Here is a 12,944-nt window from a genome sequence, read left to right on the forward strand (position 1 = left end):
TTATCCGCGACCCAGCACCAGCCAGCCGCCGAGCGCCACCAGCAACCACTGGACCGGTTCGGCCTCGCTCCACGTTGCAGGATCTGCGCCTAGTTCGCTTGCACCCAGCAGCACTAGTAACAAGCCAACCACACGCAGGCCGGTATTGCCGGAGCGAATAACTACTTGCGGCTGGCGCTTAGGCAAGTTGTCCAGTGCATACCGGGCACTGTTCAGTAAAGCTGGGACCTGCTCGAGCTGCTTGTGCCAGTGCCGCAACTGTTGGGCTGGCATGGCGCGCTCGCGCATCCAGCGTTCGAGGTAGGGCTGGCCGGTGGCCCACAAATCGAGCTCGGGGTAGAGCTCTCGGCCCAGACCTTCGATGTTCAACAGGGTCTTCTGCAAAAGAACCAGCTGCGGTTGTACTTCCATATTAAAGCGTCTAGCCGTCTGGAACAGGCGCAGTAGCAACTGACCAAAGGAGATGTCTTTCAGTGGTCGCTCGAAAATCGGTTCGCAGACGCTACGGATGGCCGCTTCGAATTCATTGACCCGCGTGTCGGCGGGCACCCAGCCGGAGTCGATATGTAATTGTGCAACCTGCAGATAGTCGCGTTTGAAGAAGGCCATTAAATTACGCGCGAGGTAGTTCTGATCTTCCGGGGTAAGGCTGCCGACTATGCCGAAGTCTACCGCCAGATACTGGGGGTCCCATGGGTGACTGCGCGAGACAAAAATGTTTCCCGGATGCATGTCAGCGTGAAAGAAGCTGTCGCGAAAAACCTGAGTGAAAAATATCTCCACGCCACGCTCGGCGAGCTTTTTCATGTCGGTGCGTTGGTCAACCAGGCTGGCCATGTCGGTCACGGCCAAACCGTTGATACGCTCCATCACCAGTACCTTGTGGCGACTCCAGTCCCAGTAGATCTTGGGTATGTAGAGTAGCGGGGAGTCTTCGAAATTGCGCCGCAACTGTGAGGCGTTGGCAGCCTCTCGATACAGATCCAGCTCATCGAAAATGGTGTTCTGATAGTCGCTGACGACTTCTACAGGACGCAGGCGACGGCCTTCAATCCAGACACGTTGGAGCAGTCGGGCGGCCAGGAATAGCCATTGCATGTCTTGATGAATGGTTGCGCCGATGCCGGGTCGAATAACCTTAACTACTACCTCGCTGCCATCATGGAGACGCGCAGCATGGACCTGCGCGACCGACGCGGAGGCTAGTGGCTCGTTGCTGAAGCTACTGAATACCGAGTCAATGGATTGACCTAGTTGCTCTTCGATGCGCCGCCGGGCCTGGTCGGCCGGGAAGGGAGGTACTTTGTCCTGTAGGCGCGCCAGTTCCAGTGCAATATCGTCTGCCAGCAGATCCCGGCGAGTAGACAGAATCTGGCCGAACTTGACGAATACCGGGCCGAGATCCTCGCAAGCCAGACGGAGACGTGCCCCGCGGCCAAGGTCGCGCGGGGCGGGCCACAGCCGCCAGGGACCGATGCGCAACAGTAATCTGGCAAACCAGGGCAGCGGGAATGTGAGAAGCAGCTGATCAAGGCGGTAGCGGGTAAAGATACGGGCAATGCGCAGTAAGCGCAGTAGAGCGGTCGGGTTCATGCTTTAGGGGGTTCCGGGTCGGTTACGCTCAGTTGATTTACCCGAGCTTCCAGGCGGTCGAGATCCAGGCGCAGCTGATACAACTGTTCGGCAGAGGCGCCAGCTTCGGCGTTCCCTACCAGTTGACCGCTCTCTTCAGTAAGGTATTCGGCGAGGCTACGGTTTATTGACTGTCTCGCCTGCCCCCCCCACTGCCAACTTCCACGCGCGATGTCGGCAATGGCATGGGCGGCAACTGGCCCGAGCCAGCGGGCCAGTTCGGCTTCACCGTCCAGACGTAGATCGCCCATCGTGTTTTGCAGGCTGACCAATACCTGGCTATCGCCGGTGAGCTGCAATTGCGGGTCTTGCAGCAAACGCTGGCGCTGATTGCTGAGCAGGAGACGAACAAGCAAATTGCTGGGTGCACTTAATGTACAGTCTGGCTGTGAGCCATGACTGGTGGACAGAGCGATCCCTTCGTTGCCAGGCTGGAGATACAGTTGCCAGTCTGGATCACGGCCCTGAACCAGTATGGTCTTGCCCTCCAGCGGAGCGAGACGTCTGGCCGTCAGTGGGTCGCGGTTCAGCGCCAGCTTGAGGCTACGCTCCGTTGCAGCAAGCATTGCTCGGGTCAGCATCAGGGCTTGATTCCCCGATGCAGCGCTACTACGCCACCGGTCATATTGTGAAAAGTAACCCGGGCAAATCCTGCCTCTTCCATCATGGCTTTGAGTGTTTCCTGATCCGGATGCATGCGGATCGACTCGGCAAGATATCGGTAGCTCTCTGAATCGTTGGTAACCAGCTTGCCCATCAGCGGCAGCAGCTTGAACGAATACTGGTCATAGGCCCGTGACAACCACTTGTTGCCGGGTTTGGAAAACTCCAATATCAGCAAACGGCCCCCAGGCTTCAATACGCGGAGCATCGAGGCGATAGCGCGATCCTTGTGAGTTACGTTACGCAAACCAAAGGCGATGGTGATGCAATCGAAATGATTGTCCGCAAAAGGCAATGCTTCGGCATCCGCCTGTACGAATCGGACATTACCTGCCACGCCGAGATCCAGCAGGCGGTCACGACCGACCTTGAGCATGGACTCATTGATATCGGCGAGGACTACTTCGCCCTCCGGGCCAACCAGGCGCGAAAATTTCTGGGCCAGGTCACCTGTGCCGCCGGCGATATCCAGAACCCGGTTGCCCGGACGCACACCGGACAGTTCGATAGTAAAGCGCTTCCATAAACGATGTATGCCGCCTGACATTAAATCGTTCATCAGGTCGTAACGCGCTGCGACCGAATGGAATACATCGGCTACGCGCGCCGCCTTCTCCGACTCGTCCACGGTCTGGTAGCCAAAGTGTGTAGTGCGATCTGTTTTCTGCTCGTCTGTCATGGGCTCGTCTGCCTGGGCAAATCAGCGCTCATTCTAACCACTTTTTCATTCTGAGCGGGGCTTTTCAGGTGGACAAGCTGTCGCACAGGCAGGATGACGTTAGACTGGCTTTGGGGCATGCTGTGGCACTGGTAACTAACAAGAGAGATACCCTATGGCGACTGTCGATATCACCCGCGAGCACAACCTGGGCAAGGATGAGGCGCGTTTGCGAGCGCAGAAACTGGCAGACAAGCTGGCGCAGAAGCTGGATGCCAAGTGCACGTGGGAAGGCGATGATCTAAAATTCAAGCGCAGTGGAGCTGATGGCTGCATCAGTGTTTCGGAGAATCAGGTACATGTGACGGTCAAGCTGGGCATGATGCTTACGCCTATGGCGGGCATGGTCAAAGGCGAGATTGATAAAGCGTTGGATAAGTATTTGAGTTGAAATCACGCTTTTAGTATGTTTTTTCTAATTTTGATCGGTAGTTTGGCTTCCAAGGATCGATATCCGGTCCACTTTTAAATACATCAAAGGAGTCACTACCATGGCCAAATCCACAGCCAAGAAAGTTGAAGAAAACACCGCGTCTGCTGCAAGCGATATGAAAAACTACGCCCACCAGATTTGGTTGGCAGGCCTGGGTGCCTACGCCAAGGCCGGTAAGGAAGGCGCCGACTACTTTAAAAAGTTGGTAACTGAAGGCGAAGCAGTCGAGAAGCAAGGCAAGGAACTGGTTTCCAGCCAGGTTGAGTCTGCTACCAGCCGTGTTAACAGCAAGGTAGAAAGCCTGCGTGAGCGCTTTCAGACACGCACAGGTTCCAGCCTGAACAAAGTTGAAGAAGTATTCGACGATCGTGTTGCCTCTGCGTTGAGCCGCATGGGTATTCCCAGCAAGAAAGACATTGATCAGGTATCTGCTAAGCTGGATGATCTGAACGCTGCAATCAAGTCGATGCAAAGCAAGTAAGGTCACAAAGGAGTCACTCCATGGCGGGCAAGAAAAAGCAGGAAAAAGACACAGGTTGGATCAGCGATATAGAAAGCTATTCGCGGCAGATCTGGCTGGCAGGTTTGGGCGCTTACGCCAAGGTCGGTAAGGAGGGTGTCAAACTCTTCGATACGCTGATCAAGGATGGCGAGCAAGCTGAGAAAGCGGCTAAAGCCGAAATCGACAAGCAAGTCGATACCGTTAAAGGTAAGGCAAGCAAAACCAAGAAAGATTCTGTCGAGGCTACCAAGTCCAAGGTCGACAAGGCCCGGGGCAAGGTGTCAAGCAGATGGGATGAGCTGGAAGCTGCTTTTGACAAGCGTCTTAACAGTGCCGTGTCCCGCCTGGGTGTGCCTTCACGCGACGAAGTAAAAGCGTTGAATGCGAAAGTTGATGAGCTGACCAAATTGATCAGCACATTGAAGGGTGCCAAGGCGCCGGTGAAGGCGGCTCCTAAGGTTGCAGTCAAGCCGATAGTAAAGCCCGCAGTCGCTAAGCCTGCGGCCAAAAGCTCTCCGGCTAAGGTCAAGGCCCCGGTTGCAGCGAAAGCGCCAGCCAAGCCCAAGGCACCAGCTAAGCAGCGCACGACTGCTGCTAAGCCGCAGGCGGCTCCAGGCAAGATTGACGCTACCGCTCCGGCGGCACCAGCGGCAATCAGTCCGGTTACGTCAGCGGAGAAGCCAGCGAATAGCTGACGTCTGCTGAGATGACTAACCCGACCCGCGCAAGTAGGTCGGGTTTTTTATTGCCTGAGGGTAGAGATTTCTGCTGTCAGATTACAGTCCGATTCAATCGTAGCGTTCTATCAGGCTGCTCATCCAGTGACGGGTATCGGCTTCAAGATAGGGTACTAGCAGCCCCAGCACCTGCTGCACTGCATGGGTAGGGTCACCGTCTGCGCGACTACTGATGCGCTGGTAGTCGAGCCAGAACAGAACGGTTTGGCAAAGTGCGTCGAGCAGCCGTTCGAGGGCGCGATCATCGCACCGCAGGCGCTCTTGATCCCGGAGTGCAAGGAGCAGCTCCAGCAATGTGCCGCGAAGCGCTTCAACCCACTGCCGCATACTTCGAGAGATCAGGCTGTAGCGCCCCATGAGGTTGGACAGGTCCTGAAACAGGAAGCGGTATGCGATGATCGACTCGAACAACAGGTGAAGAAAAAGCCAATAGTCCTCGGGCTCAAGCCCTTGCGGGTCGGCTTCGAGGTGAAGCAATCCATGGGTCTTGTCCATGAAGTCAGCGAGTAACTCTTCCAGCAATGCTTCCTTGCCACGAAAATGGTAGTAGAGATTGCCGGGGCTCATATCCAGCTCATTGGCTATATCCAGCGTGGTGACATTTGGTTCGCCATCTTCGTTAAACAGCTCCAGAGCACATTGCAGGATACGTTCACGCGTTTTCATTGCTGCTCCCTCATGATTGGTGAACGTAACGCCCGGGTGCGGGCTGTAATGGTGGGAATGCGGCGCTACCCAGAACTTTTGGTGCAGCGACGATCTTCCCGCTGTGCAATTTGAGCCAGGCTGTCCAGTGGTGCCGCCAGCTACCTGACTGAGGGCTATATTTATTCAGCCATTCGGGCATGTCATCGTGTGCAACTTTTCCGGCACGAAACCAGGCGCCGGGATGGTCAGGCGGGTTTATCAGGCTCTGGATATGCCCGCTGTGACTTTGCACAAACGTGCTGTCGCCACCCAGCCGTTGGCCGGGGAAGCTATTATGGCAGGGTACGATGTGATCATGCTGTGCACCCAGGTGCCAGCTGGGAGTGGTGATTGCGCGCAGGTCGATAGAACACCCTTGCAGGACTAGGCTGCCTGGACAGGCAAAGGGGTCACGTTCGAAATAGTCCAGTAGGTCGTCCACCAGATGGGCCGGAAGACGCGTGCTGTCCTGGCTCCATGACATTATCTCCCGTGGCATAGGTGTGTGTCCCAATGCGTATCGATCCAGTGCCTGAGGCCAGACGAATTGTTCCGGACGTTGCCATGCAAAAGCGCGAGCCATATCCTCAGCCGGCAGAAAGCCACGCTGCCATACTTTTAAGCGCAGTCGCTGGCGGGCTGCAGGGCCAAGCAAGCGAACCAGTCCGGTGCTCAGACGAGCGTCAATCGGCGTGACCATATAGCTGGCAGCACAGACTCTATCGCCTTGCCTTCTACTCGTTAATACGCCTTGTAGCAACAAAGTGAGCAGGCCCCCGGCGCAGACACCGAGCAGGCTGACCGGGGCATGGTTGGTCACCTGGCTCACGATTTTCAGTGCGTGATCGCAGGCCCTGACATAGTGGTTGAAGCCCGATCCGCAGTGACTCGCGTCTGGGTTACGCCAACTGATAAGGAACACATGCAATCCCTGATCAAGGGCATGCTTGACCAGGCTGGTGCGTTCGGTCAGATCCAGCAAATAAAAACGGTTGAGCGGTGGAGGGATTATTAACAGGGGGCTGGCGTGTAGCTGTACCGTTGTGGGGCGATACTGGATAAGTTCGAATAGTGGCTCGCGAAGAATCACCTGTCCGGGCGTATGCGCCAGGTCTCGACCTACAAGGAAAGCGTCGTCAGGGCACAGCGGAGCTAGGGGTTGCCGCAATACAATGTCGGCAGCCAGGTTCTGTGCGCCTTGGCAAAGGCTAGCTCCGCGCGTAGCCTTTACGCGCTCGAGAATCCGTGGATTGAATGGTGTATTGCTGGGCGCGAGGGTTGCGCTGAGCATCTCACCAAGCTGAATGAGCCGTGCACGATCTGTTTCGGCAATATCGAGTCCGCTCAACCACTGTTGATACTGCACTGTGCTACCAAGCCACATCTGCAATATACGCTGGAGCAAAGGGTTGCTTTGCCAGGCAGGATGATCGAACCGGCTATCACGTTGCGGGATGGCTAGAGTGCTCTGGCCGCGCGCTGCACGAAGTAATTGCGTAACGAGCCTAGCCAGTTGTCTGGTGTGATACGAGCGTTGCGCTGGCAGCGTACCCAATACGGCTTGCAAGCTGTTGGCGAGATCGCCTGCCAGGGCCGCCGATCCGGTATGGGCACTGCTCACGGGCATCCAGCGTTCCTTGTCCAGATACAAAATAATTGATTGGAAGTGCAGCCAATGTATCGCGCGGCATTGCTCTGGCCAGTCGTTGTTTCAGCGCTTTGCTGCCGTTTCCCTGGGGGGCCGAATTACAGCCGGTCGCCTTTCCTCATGGAGAAAACGCATGATGATCGGCGCTACTGCGTCTGCCCGAGTAATCAGGAAAAGGTGTCCATCATCAATCACGTGAAGCTCGGCATTCGGGATACGCCAGGCGATCATGCGCATGTTGACCAGTGGGATGATGGGGTCGTCGTCACCGGCCAGCACCAGTGTTGGCTGATGGATTTTATGCAACCAGTGAATGCTGGTCCAGGCGATGCCAGCGGCCAACTGCCAGTAGTAACCCATCTTGCCTGAGGAGCGAACCTTCGCTGCATGACTGCGAGCTAGATTGGGATCGCGGCGGAATGCACCGCCATAAATGTCAGGGGCAATCTTGATGACATGAGATGGCTGGATATAACGCCTGGGGCTGGCCATCTTGAGAAGGACCTTGGGTTTGCCCGGTACCATGGCCATACCCGCGGAGGTGGCTGCGAGAATGAGTTTCTTGCAGCGTTCAGGATAGTCATGGGCGAATTGCTGCGCCAGCGCGCCCCCCCAGGAAACGCCAATGACGTTGACCTGACCGTAATCCAGGTAATCGAGCATGCGTGCAGCAAGCTTGGCCAGACCTGGGAAACGGAAGGGTGTTTTGGGCGTCGAGGAGCCACCAACACCGGGGGCGTCAAAGACGATGACTTCCATGTCAGGGTCAAGTGCTTTGACAAATGGAAAAACTAATTCGAGATTCGCGCCAATGCCGTTAAAGATAAGCAATGGCGGGATATGACTCTTGCCCCGTCGGACGGCCGTGCGCAAGAATTGGCCATCTAACTCAATGGTGCGAAATACAAATGACTGAGGCATGTATCGATCTCGTTTGCACGCTCCTAGCGTTCGTGGACGTAAGTCCCGGGCGCCGCTTCCATCGGCGCAAATTCTTCACTGCCGAGTTTTGTGGGCGCAGGTTTCATTTTGCCAGCCCGTGCGTGCAGCCAGTTGAGCCAGTACGGCCACCAAGAGTCTGCCTGCTTGGTGGCGGTTTCCAGCCATTCCTTCGGATCGTCAGGCATATGCGTGTTGGTAAAGAAGCGCGACTTGGGGTTGCCAGGCGGATTCAGGATGCTCTGGATATGACCACTGGAAGACAGCACAAACTCACACTTGCCGCCTAGAAGCTGCGCTGATTTATAACAGGCGTCCCAGGGAGTGATGTGATCATTCAGTCCAGCGATACAGAAAAAGTCTGCCTTTACCTGCTTGAGATCAATGGGTGTTCCGCAGACCTCTAATGCTTTTGCCCGGGTCAGAGGGTTGGTCTTGAACATTTCCAGGAACTCGCCATGCAACGCTGCGGGCAAGCGGGTAGTGTCGTTGTTCCAGAAAAGAATGTCGAACACCGGCGGCTCGTTGCCCAGCAGGTAATTATTGACCCAATAGTTCCATATCAGGTCATTGGGACGCATCCAGGCAAATACCTTGGCCATGTCCCTGCCCTCCAGAACGCCGTTCTGGTAGGACATACGCCGCGCTGCCTCAATTGATCGTTCGTCTGCGAACAGTGCGACCTGCGTTTTTATCCGGGTATCCAGCACGCTGACCAACAGGGTGAAGGCGTGTACTTTCTTTTCTTTCAAAGCAGCATAATGACCTAGCAGCGATGCGGTAGTGATGCCGCCGGAGCAGGCGCCAAGCATGCTCAGATCCTTGCTACCAGTGATCGCCAGGACGACGTCGATGGCTTCTTTCAGCGCCTCGATATAGGTCGAAAGGCCCCATTCACGCTGGGATTTGGTCGGATTGCGCCAGCTGACAACGAAAGTCTGCATGTGACTTGCAGTCAGATAGCGAGCGAGACTCTTTTCCGGCGACAGGTCGAATACGTAAAACTTGTTGATCTGAGGCGGCACGACGAGCACCGGGCGCTCGTAGACTTCTTCGGTCAGGGGCTTGTACTGGATCAGTTCCAGCACCTCGTTACGAAACACGACCGAGCCTTTGGTGATGGCGAGATTCTTACCGACCTCGAAGGCCTTCATGTTTACCTGGCTGGGCATGCCACCGTTGTTGGCTATGTCGTGTACCAAGTGGGTTAAACCGTCTTTCAGGCTTGTGCCGCCGGTTTCGAAAAAACGTTTGATCGCCGCGGGATTAAGTGCGGTATTGGTTGGTGCCATGGCTTCTGTCAGGAGCGAAATGACAAATTGCGCGCGTGCAATATCCTGCGTAGGAAGGTTCGAGGAGGTGATCCATTCGTTGAGCTCGGTCCGCCAGGCCAGATAGTTCTGCATATAGCGCCGATATAACGGGTTGAGACTCCACGTGGGGTCAAGGAAGCGTTTGTCTTCTGGAGTCGGCGCTATTTCAGAGCGCCCAAGCATGACTCGGGTGACGGCCATTGACAATTTGCCGATATGTTTGAGGCTGTGTACGGGCTGTTTGACGGTCTGTTGCATGACCTGTCTGGCCGTGTTGATGATGTCGCGCGTGGGTGCGCCGATTACCGGGTTCGGCCCGAGAATACTCTCGCTTGCCCTCTTGCCTAGCTCTTCATTATTGTTGTGGCCCATCGGGTAATGCTCCGTAGGTTAGCAGATCTCAGTAATAACTGATGGTCGTGGCGTTTTTTTGAAGGTATGAAGGGGGTCTTCGAGAATCCAATCAATTGTGACCTTATGATTCAAATTAGCATGGCTTGCGCGGCAGTTAAATAAATTTTTTCCTTGCTTGGAGGTATTTAGATGCTTGTTCGCGGTTGTTGGGTCGCAGAGAGTAGGCTCAGGGGCTAAAGCGGACTGCGCTGGTATGTGGGTCACGGCTGGCGCCGGCATCGTGCATTTGATCAAGGTATGCCTGCCAGCGACTGGATTGTTCGATCGCTAGTTCATGCAGGTAATCCCAGGTATACAGGCCGCTATCGTGTCCGTCATCGAAGATCAGCTTCAGAGCGTAGCGTCCGGCGGGCTCCGCTCCGCTTAGCGCAACATGCTGTTTACCGGTCTGCAGCACGGGTCTGCCGTGGCCGCGCACCTCAGCTGAGGGAGAGTGCACGCGCAAGTATTCGGCGGACAGATCGAAGCTTCGGCCATCGGCATAGGTGAGGCGTAAGGTGCGCGAGGCTTTCTGCAGTTTTATGGCTGTGGGAACGGGTGCGGGCGACATGGGCTGTCCCTCTTGGTGGGCCGAGCTGTTGCAGACCTGTAAGCAAGTGCCTGGTCTGCAACGCGCTGCCCGGGTGCTGGTCTAGAGAATATAGCGGGACAAGTCCTCGTTTACCGCCAACTCGCCGAGATGTTCGTCCACGTAGGCCGCATCGATCACGATCGCGGTGCCGTCTTGTGTTGAAGCGAGGTCGCCGGCACTGAAGGAAATGTCTTCCAGCAGCCGTTCAAGTACCGTATGCAGGCGACGGGCACCAATATTCTCGGTCTTCTCGTTGACCTGCCAGGCGATCTCGGCCAGCCGGCTGATTGCGTCGTCGGCAAACTCGATGGTCAAACCTTCGGTTTGCATCAGAGCGCGATACTGCTCGGTCAGAGAGGCGTCGGGCTCGGTCAGAATGCGCTCAAAGTCACTGGGCGTCAGGGATTTTAGTTCGACGCGGATGGGCAGGCGGCCTTGCAGCTCGGGAATCAGATCTGAGGGCTTGGTCAGATGAAAGGCACCCGAAGCGATGAACAGGATATGGTCAGTCTTGACCATGCCGAATTTGGTATTGACCGTGCAGCCTTCGATCAGAGGTAGCAGGTCGCGCTGGACCCCTTCGCGTGAAACGTCCGCGCCGCTGCCGCTATCGGCACGCTTGCTCACCTTGTCGATCTCGTCGAGGAAGACGATGCCATTCTGCTCGACTGCCTCGATGGCTTTAGATTTGAGTTCTTCCTCGTTGACCAATTGCGCCGCTTCCTCGTCACGAATCAGTTTGAACGCTTCCTTGACGGTGAGCGTGCGCGTCTTGCGCTTGTCCTTGCCAAAGCTGGAAAACATGTTCTGCAGCTGGCTGGTCATTTCTTCCATGCCCGGTGGTGTCATGATCTCCACGCCGACAGGCGCATCGGCTACGTCGATGTCTATTTCTTTGTCATCCAGCTGGCCTTCGCGCAGGCGCTTGCGAAACAGTTGTCGGGTGCTGCTGTCTTCCCGGGCAGGCTGGTCGCCGGTACCTTGACGAGCGGGCGGCAGGAGTGCGTCAAGGATTCGCTCTTCGGCGGCATCTTCGGCGCGGTGGCCGACCTTGGCTATCTCCTGCACGCGGAGCATCTTTAAGGCCGCATCGACCAGATCGCGAATGATCGATTCGACATCACGACCGACATAGCCCACTTCAGTAAATTTGGTAGCTTCGACCTTGATAAAAGGAGCCTGTGCCAGCTTGGCAAGACGGCGGGCAATTTCGGTTTTGCCTACACCGGTCGGACCAATCATCAGGATATTCTTGGGGGTCACTTCGTTGCGCAGTGCGTCGGGCAGCTGCTGGCGACGCCAGCGATTGCGCAGCGCGATGGCTACGGCGCGCTTGGCGTCCTGCTGACCAATAATATGGCGGTCCAGTTCATGGACAATCTCGCGGGGGGTCATGGACATGCTTGTGATTCTGGGCGCCTCAGGTATTGGCGTCCAGCTCCTCGATTGTCTGGTTATGGTTGGTATAGATGCATATCTCACCGGCGATACTCAGGCTCGACTCGACAATTTCGCGGGCAGACAGGTCGGTATGGCGCAGTAGAGCGGTGGCGGCAGATTGGGCAAATGGCCCGCCGGAGCCGATCGCGATCAGTCCTTCTTCGGGCTCGATGACATCCCCATTGCCGGTAATGATCAAGGACGCATCTTTGTTAGCAACCGCCAGAAGGGCTTCGAGACGGCGCAGGGCGCGGTCGGTACGCCAGTCTTTTGCCAGCTCAACCGCGGCGCGCACCAGATTGCCCTGGTGTTTCTCCAGTTGCGCTTCAAAGCGCTCGAACAATGTGAAGGCGTCGGCGGTCCCTCCGGCGAAACCGGCGATGACTTGGTCCTTGTATAGGCGGCGTACTTTGCGGGCATTGCCCTTCATCACGGTGTTGCCCAGAGAAACCTGGCCATCGCCACCGATTACGACCTTGCCGTGCCGGCGAACAGAAACGATTGTAGTCACGCGCAACTCCTGGTTGGCTGGTCTGCAGTAAATGGAGGGCGCAGCACATTCTGCCCCATAAAGCTTATCTTGGGGCACCCGGAGCTATTTCAAGTTTTGATCTGCCGCGCCGCCCTGAACCGAGGTTGTTCAGGGCGATTAGTCAGGGCTTGGCGGTACGCTGCTGCAGCAACAAGTTGTCGAATCCATTGCCGGTCAGTACTTGCTGGGCCTGGCTCAGCTTGGTGCGGTCGGTGTAGGGGCCGACCTGAACCCGGTACCAGACGTCACCACTACCCAGGCGGGCATCTTCTAACCGAACATCCAGGCCCAGCAGTAGTATTTGCGCCCTGACCCGATCGGCTTCCGCCTGCTTGCGAAAGGATCCTGCTTGCAGGAAGAACCGGGTTCCCGTGTCTTTGGCGGCGCCAGACGGGCTATCCACCTGCGGGTCTGCTGCCGGCGCGACTTCGGGTACGCCGCCCTGCGGGACTATCACTTCGGACTCAGGCAGCAAAGTATAGAAGTCATACCGTGGCTCTTCCGTTGCCTTGCGAGTCTGACTCGGCGGGGGTGCTGGTGGCGTCTTGTCGCGCTTGACCGTCTCCTTGCCGGGTTCGAGCTGAAACAAAAAGGCGATGAATAGGCCTATGGCCAATCCACTGACCAGCCAAAGCCAGCCGGGAATGGCGCGGCGTGGCGCAGACTGTTGGCGGCTGGCGCCGCGTCTGGGGGCTTTGCGTGCTTTGGCCATACT

Annotated in this window: 13 protein-coding genes and 1 pseudogene; 3 read left to right on the forward strand and 11 right to left on the reverse strand. The window is 56.4% G+C overall.

The annotated features are described in order from the left end of the window. From ubiB to ubiE, 3 genes are read right to left on the reverse strand one after another with little or no spacing between them, the layout of a single operon-like run. Positions 1-1,593, reverse strand: coding sequence for a ubiquinone biosynthesis regulatory protein kinase UbiB (gene ubiB / locus ACJAXR_RS12355; RefSeq protein ID WP_415058575.1), 1,593 nt, complete (start codon positions 1,591-1,593; stop codon positions 1-3). Beyond that, a complete protein-coding gene (locus ACJAXR_RS12360; protein ID WP_415058576.1) occupies positions 1,590-2,213 on the reverse strand; it encodes an SCP2 domain-containing protein in 624 nt (207 codons plus the stop codon). The genes ubiB and ACJAXR_RS12360 overlap by 4 nt, the downstream gene beginning before the upstream one ends. Further along, positions 2,213-2,974, reverse strand: a complete 762-nt coding sequence (gene ubiE, locus ACJAXR_RS12365; RefSeq protein WP_415058577.1) for a bifunctional demethylmenaquinone methyltransferase/2-methoxy-6-polyprenyl-1,4-benzoquinol methylase UbiE — start codon at positions 2,972-2,974, stop codon at positions 2,213-2,215. The genes ACJAXR_RS12360 and ubiE overlap by 1 nt, the downstream gene beginning before the upstream one ends. Positions 2,975-3,128: 154 nt before the next feature. Here ubiE and ACJAXR_RS12370 point away from each other — a divergent pair, with 154 nt between their 5' ends. The 3 genes and pseudogenes from ACJAXR_RS12370 to ACJAXR_RS12380 all read left to right on the forward strand — a co-directional run. Beyond that, the gene (locus tag ACJAXR_RS12370; protein ID WP_415058578.1) at positions 3,129-3,404 is read left to right on the forward strand and encodes a polyhydroxyalkanoic acid system family protein; all 276 of its coding nucleotides are present in this window, start codon (positions 3,129-3,131) and stop codon (positions 3,402-3,404) included. A 100-nt stretch (positions 3,405-3,504) separates the two neighbouring features. After that, positions 3,505-3,927 (forward strand): phasin family protein, encoded by a 423-nt coding sequence (locus tag ACJAXR_RS12375; RefSeq protein ID WP_415058580.1) that lies wholly within the window; start codon positions 3,505-3,507, stop codon positions 3,925-3,927. A gap of 20 nt (positions 3,928-3,947) precedes the next feature. Beyond that, a pseudogene (locus ACJAXR_RS12380) lies at positions 3,948-4,634 on the forward strand (phasin family protein); the annotation flags it as partial. A 102-nt stretch (positions 4,635-4,736) separates the two neighbouring features. Here ACJAXR_RS12380 and ACJAXR_RS12385 read toward each other — a convergent pair. The 8 genes from ACJAXR_RS12385 to ACJAXR_RS12420 all read right to left on the reverse strand — a co-directional run bounded on the left by ACJAXR_RS12385 (position 4,737) and on the right by ACJAXR_RS12420 (position 12,941). After that, a complete protein-coding gene (locus ACJAXR_RS12385) occupies positions 4,737-5,351 on the reverse strand; it encodes a TetR/AcrR family transcriptional regulator (RefSeq protein ID WP_415058581.1) in 615 nt (204 codons plus the stop codon). Between the two features lie 10 nt (positions 5,352-5,361). Next, positions 5,362-6,999 (reverse strand): PHA/PHB synthase family protein, encoded by a 1,638-nt coding sequence (locus tag ACJAXR_RS12390; RefSeq protein WP_415058582.1) that lies wholly within the window; start codon positions 6,997-6,999, stop codon positions 5,362-5,364. An 84-nt stretch (positions 7,000-7,083) separates the two neighbouring features. After that, positions 7,084-7,941: a poly(3-hydroxyalkanoate) depolymerase gene (gene phaZ, locus ACJAXR_RS12395; protein ID WP_415058583.1), complete on the reverse strand. Its 858-nt coding sequence runs from the start codon at positions 7,939-7,941 to the stop codon at positions 7,084-7,086. 23 nt (positions 7,942-7,964) lie between these two features. Then, on the reverse strand, positions 7,965-9,644 hold the full coding sequence (phaC, locus tag ACJAXR_RS12400; protein ID WP_415058584.1) for a class II poly(R)-hydroxyalkanoic acid synthase: 1,680 nt from the start codon (positions 9,642-9,644) through the stop codon (positions 7,965-7,967). A 208-nt stretch (positions 9,645-9,852) separates the two neighbouring features. Beyond that, positions 9,853-10,236, reverse strand: a complete 384-nt coding sequence (locus ACJAXR_RS12405) for a gamma-butyrobetaine hydroxylase-like domain-containing protein (protein ID WP_415058585.1) — start codon at positions 10,234-10,236, stop codon at positions 9,853-9,855. Between the two features lie 81 nt (positions 10,237-10,317). Next, on the reverse strand, positions 10,318-11,658 hold the full coding sequence (gene hslU, locus ACJAXR_RS12410) for an ATP-dependent protease ATPase subunit HslU (protein ID WP_415058586.1): 1,341 nt from the start codon (positions 11,656-11,658) through the stop codon (positions 10,318-10,320). Between the two features lie 19 nt (positions 11,659-11,677). Beyond that, positions 11,678-12,208 carry an ATP-dependent protease subunit HslV gene (hslV, locus tag ACJAXR_RS12415; RefSeq protein ID WP_415058587.1) on the reverse strand — a complete coding sequence of 177 codons (531 nt, stop codon included), beginning with the start codon at positions 12,206-12,208 and terminating at the stop codon, positions 11,678-11,680. A gap of 142 nt (positions 12,209-12,350) precedes the next feature. After that, complete coding sequence (locus ACJAXR_RS12420) at positions 12,351-12,941, reverse strand: SPOR domain-containing protein (RefSeq protein WP_415058588.1); 591 nt, start codon at positions 12,939-12,941, stop codon at positions 12,351-12,353. Positions 12,942-12,944 lie beyond the last annotated feature (3 nt).

Source organism: Halopseudomonas sp., assembly GCF_047631575.1.
Taxonomy (GTDB): domain Bacteria; phylum Pseudomonadota; class Gammaproteobacteria; order Pseudomonadales; family Pseudomonadaceae; genus Halopseudomonas.

Coding starts and splice junctions, on each gene's coding strand:
- ubiB (WP_415058575.1), bottom strand. CDS start 1,593: ATGAACCCGACCGCTCTACTGCGCTTACTGCGCATTGCCCGTATCTTT.
- ACJAXR_RS12360 (WP_415058576.1), bottom strand. CDS start 2,213: ATGCTGACCCGAGCAATGCTTGCTGCAACGGAGCGTAGCCTCAAGCTG.
- ubiE (WP_415058577.1), bottom strand. CDS start 2,974: ATGACAGACGAGCAGAAAACAGATCGCACTACACACTTTGGCTACCAG.
- ACJAXR_RS12370 (WP_415058578.1), top strand. CDS start 3,129: ATGGCGACTGTCGATATCACCCGCGAGCACAACCTGGGCAAGGATGAG.
- ACJAXR_RS12375 (WP_415058580.1), top strand. CDS start 3,505: ATGGCCAAATCCACAGCCAAGAAAGTTGAAGAAAACACCGCGTCTGCT.
- ACJAXR_RS12385 (WP_415058581.1), bottom strand. CDS start 5,351: ATGAAAACGCGTGAACGTATCCTGCAATGTGCTCTGGAGCTGTTTAAC.
- ACJAXR_RS12390 (WP_415058582.1), bottom strand. CDS start 6,999: ATGCCCGTGAGCAGTGCCCATACCGGATCGGCGGCCCTGGCAGGCGAT.
- phaZ (WP_415058583.1), bottom strand. CDS start 7,941: ATGCCTCAGTCATTTGTATTTCGCACCATTGAGTTAGATGGCCAATTC.
- phaC (WP_415058584.1), bottom strand. CDS start 9,644: ATGGGCCACAACAATAATGAAGAGCTAGGCAAGAGGGCAAGCGAGAGT.
- ACJAXR_RS12405 (WP_415058585.1), bottom strand. CDS start 10,236: ATGTCGCCCGCACCCGTTCCCACAGCCATAAAACTGCAGAAAGCCTCG.
- hslU (WP_415058586.1), bottom strand. CDS start 11,658: ATGTCCATGACCCCCCGCGAGATTGTCCATGAACTGGACCGCCATATT.
- ACJAXR_RS12420 (WP_415058588.1), bottom strand. CDS start 12,941: ATGGCCAAAGCACGCAAAGCCCCCAGACGCGGCGCCAGCCGCCAACAG.